This window comes from Actinopolyspora sp. BKK2, assembly GCF_011291845.1.
Taxonomy (GTDB): Bacteria; Actinomycetota; Actinomycetes; order Mycobacteriales; family Pseudonocardiaceae; genus Actinopolyspora; species Actinopolyspora saharensis.
In genome coordinates, this window is record NZ_JAANTE010000001.1 from 560,318 (window position 1) to 579,980 (window position 19,663).

Annotated in this window: 15 protein-coding genes; 6 read left to right on the forward strand and 9 right to left on the reverse strand. The window is 69.1% G+C overall.

Annotated elements, in window-relative coordinates; genetic code table 11:
- The first annotated feature begins 6 nt into the window (after nt 1–6).
- Complete coding sequence (locus G9Q41_RS02600) at nt 7–1,434, forward strand: Nramp family divalent metal transporter (protein ID WP_165631403.1); 1,428 nt, start codon at nt 7–9, stop codon at nt 1,432–1,434.
- 213 nt (nt 1,435–1,647) lie between these two features.
- Nucleotides 1,648–2,526, forward strand: coding sequence for an NAD(P)H-binding protein (locus G9Q41_RS02605; protein ID WP_165631402.1), 879 nt, complete (start codon nt 1,648–1,650; stop codon nt 2,524–2,526).
- Nucleotides 2,527–2,749: 223 nt separating this feature from the next.
- Here the strand turns inward: G9Q41_RS02605 and G9Q41_RS02610 are convergent, their stop codons facing one another.
- Nucleotides 2,750–3,316 carry a helix-turn-helix domain-containing protein gene (locus G9Q41_RS02610; protein ID WP_165631401.1) on the reverse strand — a complete coding sequence of 189 codons (567 nt, stop codon included), beginning with the start codon at nt 3,314–3,316 and terminating at the stop codon, nt 2,750–2,752.
- Between the two features lie 260 nt (nt 3,317–3,576).
- On the opposite strand from G9Q41_RS02610, the gene G9Q41_RS02615 reads away from it, so the two are divergent.
- A complete protein-coding gene (locus tag G9Q41_RS02615; protein ID WP_207630388.1) occupies nt 3,577–4,863 on the forward strand; it encodes an MFS transporter in 1,287 nt (428 codons plus the stop codon).
- A gap of 50 nt (nt 4,864–4,913) precedes the next feature.
- Here G9Q41_RS02615 and G9Q41_RS02620 read toward each other — a convergent pair whose 3' ends face one another.
- Nucleotides 4,914–5,642, reverse strand: coding sequence for a class I SAM-dependent methyltransferase (locus G9Q41_RS02620; RefSeq protein WP_165631400.1), 729 nt, complete (start codon nt 5,640–5,642; stop codon nt 4,914–4,916).
- A gap of 19 nt (nt 5,643–5,661) precedes the next feature.
- On the reverse strand, nt 5,662–6,681 hold the full coding sequence (locus tag G9Q41_RS02625; RefSeq protein ID WP_207630387.1) for an NAD(P)/FAD-dependent oxidoreductase: 1,020 nt from the start codon (nt 6,679–6,681) through the stop codon (nt 5,662–5,664).
- 79 nt (nt 6,682–6,760) lie between these two features.
- Between G9Q41_RS02625 and G9Q41_RS02630 the strand changes: the two genes are divergently transcribed.
- Nucleotides 6,761–7,354 carry an XRE family transcriptional regulator gene (locus G9Q41_RS02630; protein WP_165631398.1) on the forward strand — a complete coding sequence of 198 codons (594 nt, stop codon included), beginning with the start codon at nt 6,761–6,763 and terminating at the stop codon, nt 7,352–7,354.
- A 121-nt stretch (nt 7,355–7,475) separates the two neighbouring features.
- Nucleotides 7,476–7,937 (forward strand): hypothetical protein, encoded by a 462-nt coding sequence (locus G9Q41_RS02635; RefSeq protein ID WP_165631397.1) that lies wholly within the window; start codon nt 7,476–7,478, stop codon nt 7,935–7,937.
- A 66-nt stretch (nt 7,938–8,003) separates the two neighbouring features.
- Here the strand turns inward: G9Q41_RS02635 and G9Q41_RS02640 are convergent, their stop codons facing one another.
- Nucleotides 8,004–9,077 (reverse strand): glutathione S-transferase C-terminal domain-containing protein, encoded by a 1,074-nt coding sequence (locus tag G9Q41_RS02640; protein WP_165631396.1) that lies wholly within the window; start codon nt 9,075–9,077, stop codon nt 8,004–8,006.
- Between the two features lie 285 nt (nt 9,078–9,362).
- Between G9Q41_RS02640 and G9Q41_RS02645 the strand changes: the two genes are divergently transcribed.
- Nucleotides 9,363–10,115: a DUF427 domain-containing protein gene (locus tag G9Q41_RS02645; protein ID WP_165631395.1), complete on the forward strand. Its 753-nt coding sequence runs from the start codon at nt 9,363–9,365 to the stop codon at nt 10,113–10,115.
- 198 nt (nt 10,116–10,313) lie between these two features.
- Here G9Q41_RS02645 and G9Q41_RS02650 read toward each other — a convergent pair whose 3' ends face one another.
- The 5 genes from G9Q41_RS02650 to G9Q41_RS02670 all read right to left on the reverse strand — a co-directional run bounded on the left by G9Q41_RS02650 (nt 10,314) and on the right by G9Q41_RS02670 (nt 19,657).
- Complete coding sequence (locus tag G9Q41_RS02650; protein WP_347568685.1) at nt 10,314–11,081, reverse strand: response regulator transcription factor; 768 nt, start codon at nt 11,079–11,081, stop codon at nt 10,314–10,316.
- A 43-nt stretch (nt 11,082–11,124) separates the two neighbouring features.
- Nucleotides 11,125–11,634 (reverse strand): flavin reductase family protein, encoded by a 510-nt coding sequence (locus G9Q41_RS02655; protein ID WP_165631393.1) that lies wholly within the window; start codon nt 11,632–11,634, stop codon nt 11,125–11,127.
- An 80-nt stretch (nt 11,635–11,714) separates the two neighbouring features.
- The gene (locus tag G9Q41_RS02660) at nt 11,715–13,334 is read right to left on the reverse strand and encodes a hypothetical protein (protein ID WP_165631392.1); all 1,620 of its coding nucleotides are present in this window, start codon (nt 13,332–13,334) and stop codon (nt 11,715–11,717) included.
- The gene (locus tag G9Q41_RS02665) at nt 13,327–14,988 is read right to left on the reverse strand and encodes a tryptophan 7-halogenase (RefSeq protein ID WP_165631391.1); all 1,662 of its coding nucleotides are present in this window, start codon (nt 14,986–14,988) and stop codon (nt 13,327–13,329) included. Before G9Q41_RS02665 ends, G9Q41_RS02660 begins: the two co-directional genes overlap by 8 nt.
- A gap of 52 nt (nt 14,989–15,040) precedes the next feature.
- The gene (locus G9Q41_RS02670) at nt 15,041–19,657 is read right to left on the reverse strand and encodes a type I polyketide synthase (protein ID WP_165631390.1); all 4,617 of its coding nucleotides are present in this window, start codon (nt 19,655–19,657) and stop codon (nt 15,041–15,043) included.
- Nucleotides 19,658–19,663: the final 6 nt, after the last annotated feature.

The window sequence follows — 19,663 nt, forward strand, 5'->3', positions numbered from 1 at the left end:
CTCGCGATGGCCGACGACGCCGCGAAGATCGAGAGCACCGCTCCGGGCACCGGAGCAACCGACCCGTACGCGTTACGTCCGGAAGACGTGCGCGAGGCACCGACCACGCTGTCGGGCCGACTGCGACATCTGGGCCCCGGGCTGGTCCTGTCCGCCGCCGTGGTCGGTTCCGGCGAACTGATCGTAACCACCTCGCTGGGGGCCCGAGCCGGATTCGTGCTGCTGTGGCTGGTGATCATCAGCACCGCGGTGAAAGTCTGGGTGCAGCTGGAGCTGGCCGGCTGGACCATCCTCACCGGCAAGCCCGCGCTGCGGGGGTTCGCTCAGATCCCACCCCGAATCGGGCGCGTCGGCTGGATCAACTGGCTCTGGATCGCGATGGACTTCACCAAGATGATCCAACGGGGCGGGATCATCGGTGGGGTGGCCGTGGCGTGCTCGATACTGTGGCCGATCGTCGGCACACCGCTGAGCTTCCCCTCCGTGCTGACCTGGACCGCGCTGATCACGGCCGGACTGGTCCTGCTGCTGCACAGCGGTCGTTACAGCGTTGTCGAGCGCAGCGCGGTGGTTGCGGTCGGTTTCTTCACGGTCAGCACCGTCGCCCTGGCCCTGGGGCTGCCGTTGACCCCCTTCGCCTACGGCCTCGAGGACATCGGCACGGGAATGAGCTTCGCGATCCCTTCGGGAACCCTCGGCATAGCGGTCTCCATGTTCGGTCTCACCGGGGTGGGGGCCGACGAGATGACCACCTACACCTACTGGTGCCTGGAAAAGGGGTACGCCCGTTGGACCGGCCCGGACGACGGAACCGAACAGCGCGCCCGCCGTGCCGAGGGATGGCTTCGCGTGATGCGCCTGGACGTGCTCGTCTCCTGGCTGGTGTGCACGGTGTGCACTTTCTCGTTCTACGTGATCGGCGCCGCTGTGCTGCGTCCGCAGAACCTGGTCCCGAGCGGCAACGAGATGATCACCACGCTGTCCAGGATCTACACGGACACCATGGGACCGTGGGCGGAGTACTTGTTCCTGTTCGGCGCCATCGCCGTACTCGGAGCCACCGCGATCGGTTCAGCAGCCAGCGTTCCCCGGTTGTGGACCAACACCCTGGGACTGCTGGGGATCATCGACTGGGACGATCCGGTAGTCCGGCACCGGACGATACGCGTTCTGACCATGTCGTTTCCTCCGCTGTGGGCGGCGTTCTACCTCTTCGCGCGTTCACCGGTGCTGATGGTCCAGATCGGTGGCATGGGAAGTGGAGCGTTCCTGATCGCGGTGGTAGCGGCTGTATGGCGCCTCCGCTTCTCCGAGGTGGACTCCCGGTTCCGCTCCGGCAAGCTGCCCACCGCGGCTCTCGTCGTCAGCAGTATCGCGATCGGAGTGCTGGGGCTGTACACCATTGCCGACGTGTTCGGTCTCGGCCCGGGCTGAACCGCCCACGCAACGCACCGACATCGGAGGGCCTCGGAGCGGGCGCGGTGGCCGTGCCCTCCCCGCGTGTGATCCACCACCGCAGGGGCCCTGATCACCGGCTCGTCCCGCGAAAGGCGGCTATGGTCGGATCGGGTGGCAGCGCCCGTCGCCGCCACCCGATCCGAACAGAGCGAGTTCCGCGAGCACAGCGGTTCCGGAGAGAGGAGCAACATGCCGGAGCAGAACCACCCCACCGTGGCGGTCACCGGGGCCACCGGTGCGCTGGGCAGCAGAATCGCGGCCGAACTCGCCGAGCGCGGTGCCTCTCAGCTGCTCGTCGCGCGTGACCCGTCCCGGTTGCCCGAACTCACCGGGGCGGAGGCGCGCGGACCGGCCTACTACGACGACAAACCGGCCATGCGGGAGGCACTGCGGGGAGCCTCCACCCTCGTGCTGATCTCCTCGCACCCCACCGGCAAGCGGCTGGAGGAGCACGCCACCGTCATCGAGGCCGGTCGGGAGGTGGGCATCGACCGGGTGCTGTACGTCTCGCTGATCGGTTCCGACGTGATCGCGACCTACCGCAACGCCCGTGATCACTGGCTGACCGAACAGTTCCTGGCCGGATCCGGACTCCGCCACACGGTGTTCCGCTCCGGCCTCTACGCCTCCACCCCGGCCGCCCTCGCCGACGACGAGCTCGTCGTGCGCGGCCCGGGCGGGTCCGGCCGGGTCGCCTTCGTCACCCACGAGGACATCGCCGCCGCGGTCACGGCCGTGGCCCTCGACGAGGGCAACACCGAGCACGACGGCGCCGTCCTCGACGTCACCGGCCCCGAGGCACTGACCCTGCAGGAAGCGGTCTCCCGGATCGCCGAATCCACCGGCAAGCCCTACCGCTACGAGGACGAGAGCCTCGAGAAGGCCTTCAAGCGGCGGTGGCAGCTGGGCATCAGCGGCGCGCAGATCGAGGCGTGGATCTCCTGGTTCCAGGCCATCGCCCGGGACGAGATCTCCACGGTCACCGACGTCGTCCCCCGGCTGACCGGTTCCCCGGCGACTCCGATGCAGGACATGGGCTGGTGGCCCGAGCCGAACACGGCGTGGTGACGGCTCGCCGCGCGGTGCCCGATCGATGGCGCGTCCCTCGCGGCGTGCCGACCGGTCGACCGTGGTCGCCGCGCAGCAGCGCGGCCCTCGAGGCGGGTGGGGTCGAAAGCGGGCGATGTGGACTCGTCCGGCTGCGGCCCTGCCCGCCTGCTTGGGGAAAACTCGCAGTTATAGGCAAAATTGCCCACCCCACACCCGCACCACCGCACCGGGAGCTCGGTGCTCACGTCGCGGACCCCTCCGCAGGGGTGGAGCCGGTGTAGCCGGGTTCCGGGAACAGCGGGGTCAGCATCCGGTGGGGCCCGGCGCGCAGTGCCGCGCTGACCCGGTCGGTGCGCACGACCTCCCCCGCCCCGGGGCCCTCGCGAGTGATCAGCTCGTCCGGCGCGGGCCGGGACCCGCAACCGGGGCACCAGCCGGTGGAATCCAGCTCGGCGTCGCAGGCGGCGTGACTGAACGAACGCCGCGCGCCCTCCTCCGGCGCGCTCCAGCGCTCGCCCCACTGGGTCAGTGCGAACACGGTCGGCCACAGCTCCCGCCCCTGCTCGGTGAGCAGGTAGTGCACCACCCCCGCGTGGGCATGGCGTTCGAGCACCCCCGAACCGGTCAAGGTCTTGAGCCGTTCCGTCAGCACGGCACGCGGAATGTCCAGGTGCACCTGGAAGTCGCCGAACTGCGTCACGCCGTAGAAACAGTCCCGCAGCACGAGCAGGGTCCACCGCTCGCCGACCACTTCCAGCGCGCGGGCCAGCGAACAGTCCTGTCCCGCGTAACCACGTCCCAAACCCATCCTGCCCATGATACCAGCAGTTCAAAAAATGAACTGACAAATTCATTCACTGAACTTAGACTGCTGTGCTCGTCGCGCCGACTGCCAACACGCATCGTTCCGTCCCAACGCGACTCCGAGAGCACCGCAGAAATCCGGAGCACGGAGGGCCGCCCCGGTAACGCCCCGCGCCGCGCAATGTGAGCAGTCTCCCGATCCCGGAGTGGACACTTGGCCGGACCGGTCCCCGTCCGGTGAACTCGTGGCATGAGGCAAGCACGGTGACCGCTTCGGAGGCCGGAGGCCCGACCAACACCACGCGGGAAGCGCGCAACCACACCGCAGGCGTCAGCAGCGGCAGATGGCTCCTGCTGCTCCTGCTGACCACGGTGCTGACCCAGACCGCCCTGAACCTCGTCCGCCCCCTGATCTCCTACCGGGTGATCGCGCTGGGCGGTGACGGACTCGCGGTCGGCCTGGTCACGGCCGCCTTCGCCGTGCTCCCGCTGCTCGCCGCCGTCCCCCTGGGACGGATGGCCGACCGCACCCGTCGCGGCTGGATCATCCTGGCCGCGGGCGTGCTGCTGCTCACCGGCGGAGCGACTTCCCTGGCCGTGACCACCTCGGTGCTCACCGTGGCCGCGTCCAACACGGTGCTCGGGCTGGGACACCTGGTGTTCATGCTCGCCGCCCAGGGAGGCGTGGCCGCGCTCTCCCCGGCGCACAATCTGGACCGCAACTTCGGGTGGTTCACCGCGGCCGCCTCCGCGGGGCAACTCGCGGGCCCGGCGCTGTCGGGACTGCTGCTCGGCGGCACCACCGATCAGCACCTGACACGGGCCACCACGGAAGCCTTCTGGGTGGCAGGGGGTGCCGCGCTGCTGGCGCTGCTTCCCGCGCTGCTGTCCGGGATCCGCCACGAGAGGGGCTCCCGCCGCGAGGAGGGCGCCCGGAAAACCTCGACAGCCGCGCTGCTGCGCATGCCCGGTGTGCCGTCCGGTCTCTTCGTCAGCCTCGCCCTGCTGGCCGGCCTGGACCTGATCACCGCCTACCTTCCGCTGATCGCCGAGAGCAGGGGCATCGCCCCCGCCGTGGTCGGGCTGCTGCTGTCGCTGCGCGCGGGTGCCTCCATCGCCTCCCGCCTGCTTCTCGACCGGCTGCTGCGGTTCGTGGGCCGCACCACGCTGGTGACCGCGAGCTGCTCGGTGACCGCAGCCGGAATGCTGGTGGTGTCCCTGCCCGCCACCGGTGTCCCCGGCATGGCGGTGGCGCTGCTCGTGGGAGGTTTCTTCCTCGGGCTGGGACAGCCGCTGACCATGACCCACGTGGTCACGGCAGTGCCCGAAACGGCCCGCAGCACGGCCCTGGCGCTGCGCCTGATGAGCAACCGCGTGGGACAGGTGGCCCTGCCGTTCCTGGCCGGGGTCATCGCGAGCCCGCTGGGAGCGGCCGGTGCCCTGTGGGTGGGCACGGGCATCCTGGCCACGGCCGGGGTGGTGCCGCAGACCCGCAGGCTCCGCGCCGGGCGAAGTCGGGACGGCACCCCTGGGGACAACTCCCAGTTATAGGCAAAATTGGCACCCCCACCCTGCGGGGTCGTGCTCTCCTGCGGGCCCGGTCACGCGCGCTTGCGGGCCCGCAGGACGGTGTCGCGCAGCACGATCCCGCGCTCCTCGTGGTCCCGGCTGTGCTCGTGAGTCCCCTCGGGGCCGTGACGACCGGCGCGCCCGCCGCAGGCAACGTGCCCGCAGCCTCCAGCGTGGTCACCGTGCTCGGTGTGCCCGGCCACCGCGCGGGTCCTGGTCTCGGCGACGACGACCTCCCACAGTCGCGGATCGAACCCGCCCGCGAGCTCCTCGGCCGTGAAGTGCACCTGCGGATCCGAGGTCCGCGCGGCGGAGTACGCGTCGGACGGGTGGTGGCCGACGACGAGCAGCGTGCCACCCGGGGCGACCGCAGCCGCCAGCCTGCGAAACAGCACCTCGCGCGAGCCCGCCGGGTGCACGTAGTGACTGGTGACCAGATCGTAGCCCTGCTCGGTGGGGACCCAGTCGGTCAGATCGGCCTCGACCCAGCTGATCCGATCGGCGACCTCGCCCCCGAGCGTCGCGGCGCGATCGCGCGCCCGGCGCAGCGCCGAACCGGCGATGTCCACCGCCGTCACCCGCCACCCGCGCGCGGCCAGCCAGCAGGCCTCGGCTCCGTGCCCGCAGCCTGCCTCCAGCGCCGTGCCGGGGGCCAGCCGGTCGAGCTCGGCCACCAGCTGTGGATTGGGATCCGCGACGCGGGCCGCGGGGCGGGCGCCGTGGTGCTCCTCCCAGTACGTCTTGTCGAACTCGCGGGACACGACGACTCCTCTCCGTGATTCACAGTCCGTGGCGGCGGTTTCCCAGCACCAGTTCGCAGTTGCGGGCCTCGCCCGCGGCCGAGAACGGGGACCTGCCGGCCGCGACCGCCCGATCGGTCTCCTCGGTGACCAGCTCGGCGTTGATGCGGGCCGCCGTGGCGGCCCCCGCGGCAGCGGCGTTGCCGACCTGGGCGGACAGCTCGGTGACGTTGCCCGCGACCCACACCCCGGTGACCTCGGTGCGTCCGAGCTCGTCGCAGGGCAGGTACTGCCCGACCCCGGCCGGGTGCTCGACGGGATGCAGCCCGAGATCGGCCAGGAACCCGGCACGCGCGGTCAGCCGCGGCGAGACCGCCAGCGCCTCGCGGGCGACCGTCGTGCCGTCGACCAGCCGCACCCCGGTCAGCCGCTGCTCGGTGGCTTCCACCCCGACCACCTCGCGGTCGACGACGTCGACACCGCGGGCGGCCAGGCGCTCCGCCTCCTCGTCTGTCGGCGGGCCCGCGGTGTGGGTGAACAACACGACGTCGGCGCTCCACTGGCGGAACAGCAGCGCCTGGTGCACCGACATCGGCCCGCCGGCCAGCACCCCGATCGCCCGGTCCCGGACCTCCCAGCCGTGGCAGTACGGGCAGTGCAGCACGTCCCCGCCCCACCGCTCCCGCAGTCCGGGGACGTCCGGCAGCTCGTCGACCAGCCCGGTGGTCACCAGCAGTCGACGCGCGCGGACCGTCCGCCCGTCGGCCAGCCGCACCGCGAGACCGGAGCGCTCCCGGCGCGCGGTGACGACCTCGCCTGCCAGCACCTCACCGCCGTAGCCGCGCACCTCCGCCCTGCCGCGCTCCAGCAGCTCGTCCGGGGGTGTCCCGTCGAGGGCCAGCATCCCGTGCACGCCCGCGGCCGGGGCGTTGCGCGGCGAGCCCGCGTCGACCACCGCCACCGAGCGCCGCGCCCGGGCCAGCATCAGCGCCGCGTTCAACCCGGCGGGCCCGCCGCCGATCACCACCACGTCGTGGTCGTCGTTCAGTTGCTCGGTCATCACGACCACCTCCACGACCACCGTGCTACCCCACCAGCAACATTGGCAAAGTTTATTGCCAAAATGGCAAACTGGCGGCATGGACGACGACCTCGACCGAACGCTCGACGCGGTCGGCCCCCGCCTGCGCGCGCTGCGCAAGCAGCGCGAGACCACGCTGACCGAGCTGTCGGCGGCCACCGGCATCTCGACGAGCACCCTCTCCCGCCTGGAATCCGGCGAGCGCAGGCCCACGCTCGAACAGCTCTTCCCCCTGGCCAAGGCCCACGGCGTCACCCTCGACGAACTCGTCGACGCCCCGCCCACCGGTGATCCGCGCATCCACCCGCGGCCGATCACCCGCGACGACATGACCATGCTGCCGCTGACCCGCCGGGCAGGTGGCATCCAGGCCTACAAGATCGTGCTCCCGGCCAGCCGTCACCGGCAGGTCCCCGACCCGCGCACCCACGAGGGCTACGAGTGGCTCTACGTGCTCAACGGGCGGCTGCGGCTCGTCCTCGGCGAGCACGACATGGCGCTCACCCCCGGCGAGGCCGCCGAGTTCGACACCCACGTCCCGCACTGGTTCGGCCCCGCCGACGCCGAACCCGTCGAGTTCCTCAGCCTGTTCGGCAAGCAGGGCGAGCGCGCCCACCTGCGCGCAGCCCCGAAGAACACCACCTCCGCGTGATCCGTCGCACCTGCACAAGCCCCAGTGCCATCCGTTCGGCGGCTGCCCTTCCACGACGGAATCGATCATCCTGGTCGCAGAGCGGTCCGCGTCACCGCACCCGAACCGAAGGGCAGCCGCGATGACCTCCGACAGCCGCAGGCAGACATCGGCGACTCGCAGTGACCCCACCCTCGACCCCGCAGGCACCGTCCGGATGCATCCGGACGACCGCCCCGACGACCCCACGGCCAGGCGCGTCATCAAAACCGCGGACGGGCGGTGGTGCGCCCTGACCCACCCGCAGCACGCGACGATTCCGGAAGAACCCGAAGAACTGGGCGCCTGGCCGGCTCAACCCCTGACCCACCTGGGGCTGGTGCTGAGCCGCGCCACGCGCACCACCTCCCGCGGACGAGCACGGCGCGGCCGGGCCGAACGCCTCCCGGCCGGCCACCACGTGCCCACCCCGCGGGGCGGCACCGCGGAGCAGTCGGCCACACCGTCGTTCTGGGAAGTGGCCAAGGCCTACTGCCGCGCGTTCATCCGCACCGATGACCGCCTCAAGGAGTACGAACGACGCGCGCACCGCGACAACCGCTGACACACCGCACCGTCACCAAGCCGACCGTCCGAACGAGACTCGTGGACCCGCGCCCGGCGTCGACGCTCAGGGCAGCGGGGTGTGGGCCGGGTCCACCCGCTCGCCCTGCCGGACGGGGCCCGGCGGGGTGCCGTTGCCGAACGGACTCCCGCCGAGGGACTCGCGCCCGTGGGGAGTCGTCCACCCGGACAGGTCCGGGCCTGCGGGGACGATGCCGGTGGGATTGATGTCGCTGTGGACGACGTAGTAGTGCTGCTTGATCTGCTCGAAGTCCACCGTGTCCCCGAAGCCGGGGGTCTGGAACAGGTCCCGCGCGTAGGCCCACAGCGCGGGCATCTCGGTGAGCTTGTGCCGGTTGCACTTGAAGTGCCCGTGGTAGACGGCGTCGAACCGCACCAGGGTGGTGAACAGCCGCACGTCGGCCTCGGTGATCGAGTCACCGACGAGGTAGCGCCTGTCCCGCAGCCGGTCCTCCAGCCAGTCGAGCGCGCTCCACAGGCGCTGGTAGGCCTCGTCGTAGGCGGACTGGCTGCCCGCGAAGCCGCAGCGGTAGACACCGTTGTTCACCTCGGTGAACACGTACCGGGTGATCTCGGCGATCTCGTCGCCGTGCTCGGCGGGCAGCAGATCGGGGGCACCGGCGCGGTGGTACTCGCGCCACTGCGTCGACAGGTCGACCGTGATCTGGGCGAAGTCGTTGGTGACCACAGCTCCCGTGGTCGCGTCCACCAGCGCCGGGACCGTGATCCCCCGCGAGTAGTTCGGATCGCGCCGGAAGTAGGCCTCCCGCAGCCGTTCGAACCCCAGCACCGGGTCGCGCCCGCCCGGATCGAGGTCGAACGTCCACGAGCGGGAATCGTGCGTGGGCCCGGCCAGCCCCAGCGAGATCACGTCCTCCAGGCCCAGCAGCCTGCGCACGATGACCGCCCGGTTCGCCCACGGACAGGCGCGGGCGGCGATCAACCGGTACCGCCCCGGCTCGACGGGAAAGCCGTCGCGCCCGTCGGCGGTGACGCGAGTGTCGATGTAGCGGGTGTCGCGGACGTACTCCTTGCCCGGAACCGCGTAGACTCCGCCCTGGCCGTGCTCGGGCCGCGCGGACCCCGTGGTGCTTCGCGCGCCCTCGGAGACATCGCTCACACCCCCAGCCTACGACTGGTCCGGCCCACCAGCACCCTGCGCAACCACAACTCACCGGGACGGGGGATTCCACGACACCTTCGGGCGGCTGCGCCGCCCGCACCCGAGCGACGAGTTCGACCAGCTCCACACAGTGAGCTTCGACGGCAACAGCGGGTTCGAGGAACGCCGCTGGACCGAGACCGACTGATCATCACGGCCACGCCGGTTTCGCCCCGACCGGCGCGAAGGTGCAGGCTGGGACGGGAACCCGCAGCACAGCGACCACGAGGACCGGAGGCACCGATGAGCGAACACGACCGCGAGGAGATCCACGTCGAAACCTCCGGCAAACGCCTGCGAGCCGTGCTCGGGGGCCGCGTCGTGGCCGACACCCGACGGCCGGTCCTCGTCTGGGAACACCCCTACTACCCCACCTACTACGTTCCCGCGTCCGACGTGCGCGCCGAGCTGAACGACACCGGCGAGGTGCGGCACTCGCAGCGGCTGGGCACGGGCACCATCCACGACGTGGTCACCGACTCGAGCAGCGCCCCGAGCGCCGCGATCAACTACCGGGACAGCCCGCTGACGCGGCTGCGCGAACTGGTCCGGATCGACTGGGACTCGATGGACGAGTGGTTCGAGGAGGACGAGCCCGTCTACGTCCACCCGCGCGACCCGTACAAGCGGGTCGATGTTCTGGCGAGCTCACGGCACGTGGAGGTGCGGCTCGACGGAACGACCGTGGCCGAGTCGAACCAGCCGCGCATCCTGTTCGAAACCGGGCTGCCACCTCGGTACTACCTCCCGCTGACCGACGTGCGGATGGACCTGCTGCGCGCCAGCGACCACGTGACCCGCTGCCCGTACAAGGGAACCGCGACCTACTGGAACGTGGTCACCGAGCAAGCCGAGCACACCAACGTGGTCTGGATCTACCGCACACCGCTGCCCGAGAGCCAGCGCATCGCCGGGCTGGCCTGCTTCTACGACGAACGCGTCGACGTCTACCTCGACGGCGAGCACCAGCAGCGCCCCGACACCCCGTTCGGCTGACGCCGCCGAGCGGGCCCCTCCCGTCGGTGACACACGCGGCCGCTGCCGAGGCGAACGAAGGAGCGTCCCGGGATCATCGGAGCACCGCGGATCGCTCCGTTCCGGTGACCGTCCGGCAGGAACAAGCACGGTCCGCTCCGGGCGAGACCTCGGAGCGACACGGACAAAACCGCGACAATACCGAATTGCTGCGTTCCATCACGCCGTCTCGTCGAGAGTTCTGGGAGTCATATACTTCTCGTACGCGAGCACCGTCAGTTCCGCACGGCTCTTCTTGTCCGTTTTCCGGAGAAGACGCTGGACATGCGATTTGACCGTGCTCTCACGGAGGTCCAGCATACCGGCTATCTCGGCGTTGGTTCGACCGCGGGCTATCAGCCCCAGCACCTCGAATTCACGGGAGGAGAGCTCATCACTCCCACCGATCTCCTCCTTGGGCGCATCCCAAGAATAACGCTGCTCCGTGTACGGAGAATTCAGACTGATCGAGTAACCAGCTCCCAGCATGAGCACCGCCGCCTCGAACTCCTCCGGACTGGAGTACATGTAGAGCAGTCCCGAGGCACCGGCCTTGACGATCTCGCGCGCCGTCTCGTCGTGCTCGTTCACCAGGCACAGGACGGGCGGAGGACTTTCAAAAAACTTTCGTATCTCGCCGACCGCCTCGACCCCGTCGATGTTCGCCGTGGCTGCGTCGACGATCACCACGTCCGGCGTGTCCGCCAGACACGCGTGGATCGCGTCCCGGTAATTCCTCACTTCCGCGGCGAGACTGATCGACGGATATTTGTCGATAATGTCACGCATCCCTCGACAAGGTAGGTTTCGTTCGTCCACCAGCAATATTTCAACTGGTATCTGAGTCAAGGTGCCTCCCCAGTAGGACACGGACCCGTGTGCCCGCTCCTTGCAGCGCCTGCGCCTCCCCAGCGAGACTCTAGCAGAAGACGACGAAAACGGAAACACATGAATCCGTGCCGTTTCACGATCACTTCGGTACCGCGACAGCTCACTTTCCGATGGACGTGTGCGTGCTGTCGAAAAAGGCGAGCGGTCGGTCTCCGTGCAGTCTTCCGGTCCGGACCACGTGCCCTACGACGATCGCGTGGTCCCCTCCGTCGTACTCACGCTCCACCCTGCACTCCAGGAAGGCCAGGGCCTCGGACAGGATCGGCGATCCCGTCGATCCTGCCGACCAGTGACCTTCCTCGAAACGTGGGCCGCCGCTCCGCGCGAACGCTCGTGAGAGCGCCGCGTGGTCCTCGGCCAGGATGTTCACGGCGAAACCCCCTCTCCGGCGCAGCACGAGGAGCATTGGCGCCTCGTAGTGCACGCAGAACAACACCAGCGGTGGGGTCAATGATACCGCCGTGAACGAGTTGACGGTCTTTCCCACCCACTGCTCTTCGGAGCCGACGCTGGTGACAACGGTGACGCCTGTCGTGTACAGACCGAGCGTCCGGCGCAGGCTCGTCTCGTCGACGGGCTCCGTAACCGACGGTGCGGCGGCGAATTCCATGCTCTTCCCTCAGATCTCACGTCTTGCCGGATGCCGGCCCTCGAAACCGAAATTATCCACAAAGAACACAAACCCACCGGTCACGTGGCTTTTCCCGCACCTTGCAACCCGTACGAGAGCAGCAACCTGCGCACCCCCTCGGGGGCCTGACCATCCGCCCACCTCATCATCAGCAACCGCTTGCGGAAACGGAGCGCGTACACGCGGTCGTCCGGATCGGCGAAGTCGAACACGGGGGGAACGATCGGCGACGATTCCAGCAGACCGGAGATCCGGGCGGCCGCGCGACGACCGCTCACCGCGCCCGCACCGTACAGTTCGCACTCACGCAACGTGCTCTCCCACAGGTGTCGGTACTCCGGCAGCACCGGATAGCTCGTTCCGTACTCGGGGTCCGAACGCAGTTCGTTGAGGGCATGCTCCACAGCGGGTGCTCCGTGCAGCTTGAGCACGCGCTTCACCGTCAGGGCGGCGAACATGGTGCCCAGCAACCACACCCTGCTCAGCATGCTGTACAGCGCGGGATCGGTACTTGCGTCCGCCACGGCACAGGCCGATCGGTGCTGTGCGCGTGCCATGCCGAGCTGGAGCCGATCAAGGTAATCGAACCTCCGCGCGCGGAAATCACGGTCCCGGAATGCCGAGAGCAGATCAGCGGCTGCGGTGTAGACGAGTTCGGTGGAGGTGGTCAAGTCACGCGCGAACATCGGATCCCCGGAGAAGGCGGCTTGGTCCAGCGACAGGATCCGGTCCGCGGTACGTCGCGAGGACACCCAACAACTGCTCCCCGACGACTCGACCCTCAAGGGACGTGCGCGGCCGAGCTGCGCACGCACCAGCGGCAGATCCCGCACCTGGTGCAGCAGGTCCGACCAGGTGCTCCCACCGAGACCGTCGGAGCGTCCCCAGGTCACGTCCGCGACGTCTCCGGTTCCGGGAGCGTTCGGGACACCGCCGAAGTGCGTGATGCCCACCCACGACCCCTCGCCCACGTGGTGCAGCACCCCCTCCGACCAATGCGGAGCCCCGGGAAGCGGCCGGGCGAAACTTTCGAACCCGGGCATGCCGCTCACCCGTGCGGTGAGCAGCGCTGGACCGGACCGCTCCGAAGGAGATCTCCGAGTACTTCCCAGAGCGCGCCCCACCGCGTCGTCACCGCGTGTGTCCACCAAGCACCGGGCGAGGACTCGCTGCTCGTCGTCCAGCGTCACCTCGACGGCATCGGTGTGGGCGGCTACCTCCACCGGGCGGAGGTCGGTGCGGACCACCGCTCCACGACGTCGCGCCACCTGCCGCATCCATGCGTCCACATCGGGTCGGTACAACAGGCTCTCGCCGTGTTCGGAGGGCAGGTTGAACTGCGCGGAAAGGCCCGGGTCATATCCGTGACGTCGAGTGTGCGCGGCGAACCCGATGGTGCGCTGGCCCCCCGACCTCGCAGACACATCACCGCGCATCCGGTCCGCCCTCCCCAGGGCGGCGATCTCCGGAACGTCGTAGCGTGCGGCGATCAGCTCGCTGAAGAACGAGCTGAACGGCAGCGTGTTCACGCCACGACCGGGGGGCGTGGAATCGTGCTCCGCCAACAACAGCGTGCGCACCCCGTGGCGGGCCAGCACCGCGGCCAGCATGCCCGCGGTCACACCACCTCCGAGCACGACGACGTCGGGACGTTCACCGATGGTTTCGCGATCAGTCACGACGGGTCACCCTCTCCCGGACGAAACCGCCGATGGCGCCGGTGACGATCTCGCGCATCTCCCGAGGAGCCCGGGTCATCGCCCAGCGCACGCTTCGAGCCATCTTCGGCGGCGTGGCATGGAAGAACTTGTTGCTCCGCTCCGCCAACCCCAGGGGCGGCGGGATGAAGTCAGCGTCGCCGAGATCGGCGAATATCCTCCGGGAGGCCTCCCCCGAGCCCAGTTCCCCCGCTTCCACTTCTCTGCAGGTGTCGGTGGTGCGCTGCAGCAGTTCGTTGCAGCCGACGTGCGTGGGAAACGGCGACCCCAGGTATTTCGCGTTTTCCAACTCACGCAGCTCGCGGTCCGAACCGGTACGCCGCAGACGATCGTAAGCACCCTCCAGAAGGAAAGTCCCGAGTACCGTGGAAATCGCCCAGGTCCGGAAGGTCGCGTCCCACAGGTCGTAGTCCCGGAACCCGACGAACGCGCTGTGAACCATGTCGTCGTTGGCATCGAGCAAACCCTGTTCCAGGTCCTGGACGAACCGGAACCGCTCGGCGGAGAAATCTCCATCCCTGGACGCTTGGATGAGTCGGTATCCCAAGGCGTTGATCACCTCGAGAGTGTTCGTCAGGCCTCGGGAAAACAGCGCGTCGACGAACCCCGCCGCGTGCGCGGTGACGCAGAAGCGGTCACCGACGGTTCTGGTGGCGGAGTACTGCAACCGTCCGGTGGAGACCCAGTCACGGACCGGGCGGGCGGTCTCGAACTGGCGCGCGATGTCCGGGAACCGCGCGAGGAACGCGTCGAACTCGGTGCGTGGATCGCCGCCGGACGAGTCGAACCGTCGGGGATCGAGCGTGAGCCCGACGCTGCACAGCTGGTTCTTCGAACCGGGGTGGTTGTCGAACGGGATCACCCACATCCATCCACCGTCGAAGACGTGGTGCAGCGTGCCCTGGTGCCACGGGCTGGGATTGTTGTAGGCGCTTCGCGGGGCCATCACCTCGTCGAACGGGCGCACCCCGATCATGTGCGTGAACAACGAGCGTGAGTGGTGTTCGAGCCGGGTGGGCTCCTCCCGCAGACCGAACTTCCGCGCCACCGGCGACTTGTGCCCGGAACCGTCGACCAAGTACCGCGCGCGGAATTCCTCCCCTCCCGCACCACCGAGACGCACCCCCGCATCGTCGATGTCCATGTCCTCGACACGTACCTGCTGGCGCAGGGTCGCCCCGTAGCGCACCGCGAGGTTTGCGGTGTAGGCGTCGACGTCCTGGCGGAACAGGTGGTTTTCGTGGTGCAGCAGCTTGGGGATCACGAACTGGTTGATCCGCTCGGGGCGTTGCGGGCCGCCCTCGTCGTGGTAGACGAATCCGAAGTTGCGCTTGATCCCTCCACTGGAGGTGACATGCTTACGCAAGGCGTGGAAACTCGCGAGGTGTTTTATCTCGGGTACTCTGTACCGTTCTGCCAGCAGTCTCAACAGCACCGAGGTGTAGGGGATCGTGGATTCCCCGATGGCGAATCGCGGATGCGTGCCCGCGTCCAGCAGCAACGTTCTGACACCGTTGCGGGCCAGCACCGTTGCCAACAGCGATCCGGCGATACCCGCGCCGAGTATCGCGACGTCGTACTCCTGGTCACCGGCTGTTTGAGAGCGGTCGGTCATGTCTTCCCTGCTCCTTCGTCGAATCTGTCGGATGCCGCGCGGTGAGCGGGGGTCACTCCGCGGCGTCGGGGAACTGCTGCGTGATCTCCTCGGCCAGCAGGTCCCCCCATCGGACGGCCGGCTCGACGAAGAACGGGCGTGGAGCCAATGTCAGCCGCAGATCCGTCCGGAAATGACCGAGCACGCGCATGACGGCGAGCGAGTCCATCCCGAGCTCGACCAGATCCGCATCGTCGGTCAGTTCGTTCCTGTCGACGCCCAGCTGCTCGGCGATGCGGTTCCGGACATAGTCGTCGAGCAGGCTCTCGCGTTCGGAGTCGTCCGTCTCCAGCACAGCGGTGAGCACCTCGGAGCGACCCTCGTCCCCGGTGTCATCGGGTTCGCCCGCTTCCACGTCCTCCAGCAGCGGTCGCTTGCGCTTGGACTGGAGCAGCCCGGCCAGCACGGTCCAGTCGACATCGGCCACCACTCGCCGCGGAGGCCCCGCGAGGGCCGCGGCGAACCGGTCCAGGCCGGTTCGGGCGGACAACGGACGCAGTCCTGTCGAGCGCAGGTAGTCGAGTAGCTCCTCACCACCGAGTCCGCTGTCGACCTCCCAGGGGCCCCAGTTGATGCTGACCCCGGGCAACCCGCGCGAGCGACGATGTGCGGCGAGTCGGTCGAGGAAGGCGTTGGCCGCCGCGTACGCCGCCAGGTCCGACGAGCCCCACACCGACGCAATCGAGGACATGAGCACGAGGAAATCCAGCGGTGTCTCCCCCAGCAGACGATGCAGCACCCAAGAACCATCCACTTTGGCCTTCATCACGGAGACCGCCGTCTCGGTGTCGATCTCCTCGATCAGCTGCGCGCCCGCGGTGCCCGCGGCGTGCACCACCCCGCGCAGCGGAGCGGTTTCGGGGATCGAAGCAAGCACCTCGGCCATCGCGGTCTCGTCCGCGGTGTCGGCGGCACGTATCGACACCGACGCGCCCGCCTCTTCCAGATCACGCACGAGCGCGACACCGGCGCGGGCGGATTCGTCGAGTTCCCCGGAGTCCCACTCCGAGCGGTCGGGCAGCCCCCGGCGTCCGGTCAGCACGAGCCGACGCGCACCCCGTTCGACCAACCACCGCGCGATGGCCCGTCCCAGCCCGCCTAGACCGCCCGTGATCAGATAAGTCCCGTCACCACGAACGAGCGCTTCCGAGCCGGAGGGAGGCGCGTCCGGAACCAGCCTGGGGACCAGCCGCTGTCCGTCGCGGTAGGCCACCTGGTCGTCGTCCGTGTCCGCCCCCAGCTCGTCGAGCAATCTCGACACCCCAGCACCAGGGGATTCACGCGGATCCAAATCCAGCACCCCTCCCCAGGACTCCGGGCGCTCCAAGGCGGCTACCTGACCGAGTCCCGCCAGTGGTGCTGCCCCGAGACCGAGCACCGGGCCGTCCGACTCACCGGGCTCACCCCGATCCACTACCCGGACACGCGGCGCGGAGTCATCCGACTCGCCGAAGCTCCGTAGCAGCTCCAGAACGGTGACGAAGTCGTCGCGCGCCCGATCAGCGAGGGCCGGATCGGACTTCTCGGCCTCCGTGACGGTCGCCCGGCTCAACGGCCACAGATAGAGCACCTGGTCGAACGAGCCGGTCCGTTCGGACAACTGCCGCACGGCCGTCGGGTCCCCGGTGGGAAGTTCGAACTCATCGTCGGAGAGTCGCCGAAAGCGGTCGCCTCGGCGCACGAGCACGCGCTCGTCACCGCGCTCGGCGATCCCGTGGAGCAAGTCGGTGGCGAACTCACCGTCGTCGACGAACACCAACAGACGCTGCGGGGACCGCTCGCTCCCCCTGGGAGGTGGCACTTCCCGCCACCGCAACCGGTAATCCACCTGGCGATCACCGGTGTCGACGGGTTCCGCCCCGGTCGGGGCGACGCGTGCGACCGGGAAGGTCAACCGCTGGTGCTGGAAGGGGTAACTGGGGAGGCGTCCGCCGTGCGGCCTGATTCCTTCGTGCACGGCCGAGAGATCCACAGGGGCTCCCGCAACGTGCAGCCGGGCCAACGCGCCGAACACGGATTCGACTTCGCCGTCGGCACGCCGCAATGAGGTGGCCCAGCTCGGCGCCGAATCTCCGAGGCAGCGCTCTCCCAGCGCTCGCAGCCCCCGCCCCGGCCCCGTCTCCACGCAGACGGCGGGCTTGTACTCGGACACCGCACGTACCCCGTCGGCGAAGCGAACCGTCCCGCGCGCGTGACGGGCCCAGTACTCGGGATCGGAAAGCTCCCGGAAACCGACGACACCGCCCGTGAGGTTGGAGATCAGCGGAATGCCCGGTTCCCGCACGGGTACCTGCTCGGCCGCCCGCGTGAGTTCCGGCAGCACCGGCTCGATCAGCGGGGAGTGGAAAGCGTGCGAGACACGCAGCCGGCTGAGGGGAGTTCCTCGTGCGGCGAGTTCTGCACCCAATGCGTCGATGGCCCCGGAGTCTCCGGCCAGGACCACGTTGTCGGGACCGTTGACCGCAGCCACCGACACGGAGTCCTGCCGCTCGGCCAGCACCTCGAAGGCCTCGGACTCGGACATCGTCACCGATATCATGGCACCGGGCCTGTCGATGCGCTGCATCAGTCCCGCTCGAGCCACCACGAGGCGTGCCGCGTCCGGCAGGTCCAGCGCTCCCGAGACGCAGGCGGCGGTGTACTCGCCGATGCTGTGCCCGAGCACCACACTGGGGGTGACTCCCCAGGATCTCATCAGCTCGGAAAGAGCGTACTCGACGGCGAACAGGGCGGGCTGGGTGTAGCGTGTCTCGTTCAGCTCGCTGTCGCCGCCCGCGTCGAACAGGACATCCCGCAACGGCCTGGGAAGCGAGGGATCCATCAGTTCGCAACAGCGCAGCAACGCCTGCCGGAACACTGGCTGATCGCGGTACAGCTCCCTCCCCATGCCCGCGTACTGGGCCCCTTGTCCCGGGAACACGAACGCGACCCCGGCTCGGTGCGCGGCGACGGCGCGTCCGTGTTGAACCTCCGTCGGATCCGCGCCCTTCGCGGCGGCGTCCAAGGCGTCCGCCAAGCGACCGGCGTCGTCGGAGACGACAGCCATCCGGTAGCCGTGGTGAGAACGCCGTTCAGCGGCGGCGCGGCACAGCCCGGGCACCTGTTCCGGAGGAGTCTCCCGCACCGCTCGGGAGAAACGTCCGGCAAGTTCCCGCACGGCGCCTTCCCCCCTGCCGGAGAGCGTCAACAGGTGGGGTCCCGCCTCCCGCTCGTCGCACTCACCGCCCGGGATCTCGGCAGGAGCCGGCTCTTCCAGAACGAGGTGGGCATTCGTGCCGCTGGCACCGAACGAGCTCAACCCCGCCCGTGCCCGCCGTTCCCGGCTCGGCCAGGGGGTGGGGACTACCGGCACCCGCACTCGCAGCGAAGCCCAGTCGATGTTGGGATTCGGTTCCTCGAAGTGCGGGTGCGGCGGTATCTCGCGGTTCCTGAGTGCCAGCACCACCTTCATCAGGCCTGCCACGCCCGCTGCCGCTTCCAAGTGCCCCATGTTGGTCTTGACCGAACCGACCAGCAACGGATCGTCGTCACCGCGGTCCGCTCCCAGCACCGCGTGCAGGCTGTTGAGCTCGATCGGATCTCCCAACGCGGTGCCCGTACCGTGGGCCTCGACGTAGTCGACCTCGGCGGGCTCGATCCCCGCGTCGGTGAGGGCGTCACCGATCACGGCCCGCTGCGCGGCTGGATTCGGCACTGAGACGCCGCTGGCCCGGCCGTCGTGGTTGACCGCGCTTCCCCGAATGACCGCAAGCACCTCGTCACCGTCGGACAGCGCCTTGTCCAGACGTTTGAGCAGAACCATGCCGCACCCCTCGGCGCGGACGTAGCCGTCCGCCGACGCGTCGAAAGTCGCGCAACGTCCTCGTGGGGAAGCCGCCCCGGCCTTGTCCACCAGCACGAAACCGTACGGCGACAGGAGGAGGTTCACCCCGCCCGCCAACGCGAGGTCCACGTCGCCGGCCCGCAGAGCCCTGCACGCCTGGTGCAGTGCCACCAACGAGGAGGAGCAGGCCGTGTCGATCACCTGAGCCGGTCCCTGGAGCCCGAACGTGTGACTGATGCGTCCGGCTATGAAGCTGGGCTCACCGAAGATCTGGTAGCCGTCGACCGACTCCGGGGTCCCGAACTGCTGTCGCAACCGCACGTAATCGTCAGTGCTCGCCCCGATGTAGACACCGGTACGACTGCCATTGAGCGACAGTACGGGCTCGCCCGCTCGCTCGAAGGTCTCCCACGCCACTTCGAGGGCGATGCGTTGCTGCGGATCCATCCCGACCGCCTCTGCGGGCGAGATCCCGAACAGCTGCGGATCGAACCCGTACACCTCGTCGAGATACCCCCCGCGGAGAACGGAGGTCGTTCCGGGATGGTCGGGGTCCGGGTGGTAGTAGGCTCCGGTGTCCCACCGCTCCACGGGAAAATCCCCGATCGCGTCCCCGCCTTCGCGCAGCAGACGCCACAGACCGTCCGGGGTGTTCGCGCTCCCGGGGAACCGGTGCCCCGCGCCGACGATCGCGATCGGTTCGCTCGCCCGTTTGCGCAGCGCCTCGCGCAGCTTCGCGATGGTATCCAGTGCCTCACCCAGCTTCGCCCGGTAGTCGAGCGCGCCGGTGCTGCCGTCTTCCGGCATCGTCGG

What these genes read in the sequence shown, in the direction of transcription:
- G9Q41_RS02655 (WP_165631393.1), bottom strand. Translation starts at nt 11,634, where the DNA reads ATGGAATTCGCCGCCGCACCGTCGGTTACGGAGCCCGTCGACGAGACG.
- G9Q41_RS02670 (WP_165631390.1), bottom strand. Translation starts at nt 19,657, where the DNA reads ATGCCGGAAGACGGCAGCACCGGCGCGCTCGACTACCGGGCGAAGCTG.
- G9Q41_RS02630 (WP_165631398.1), top strand. Translation starts at nt 6,761, where the DNA reads ATGGACGACGACCTCGACCGAACGCTCGACGCGGTCGGCCCCCGCCTG.
- G9Q41_RS02645 (WP_165631395.1), top strand. Translation starts at nt 9,363, where the DNA reads ATGAGCGAACACGACCGCGAGGAGATCCACGTCGAAACCTCCGGCAAA.
- G9Q41_RS02600 (WP_165631403.1), top strand. Translation starts at nt 7, where the DNA reads ATGGCCGACGACGCCGCGAAGATCGAGAGCACCGCTCCGGGCACCGGA.
- G9Q41_RS02635 (WP_165631397.1), top strand. Translation starts at nt 7,476, where the DNA reads ATGACCTCCGACAGCCGCAGGCAGACATCGGCGACTCGCAGTGACCCC.
- G9Q41_RS02610 (WP_165631401.1), bottom strand. Translation starts at nt 3,316, where the DNA reads ATGGGTTTGGGACGTGGTTACGCGGGACAGGACTGTTCGCTGGCCCGC.
- G9Q41_RS02625 (WP_207630387.1), bottom strand. Translation starts at nt 6,681, where the DNA reads ATGACCGAGCAACTGAACGACGACCACGACGTGGTGGTGATCGGCGGC.
- G9Q41_RS02665 (WP_165631391.1), bottom strand. Translation starts at nt 14,988, where the DNA reads ATGACCGACCGCTCTCAAACAGCCGGTGACCAGGAGTACGACGTCGCG.
- G9Q41_RS02605 (WP_165631402.1), top strand. Translation starts at nt 1,648, where the DNA reads ATGCCGGAGCAGAACCACCCCACCGTGGCGGTCACCGGGGCCACCGGT.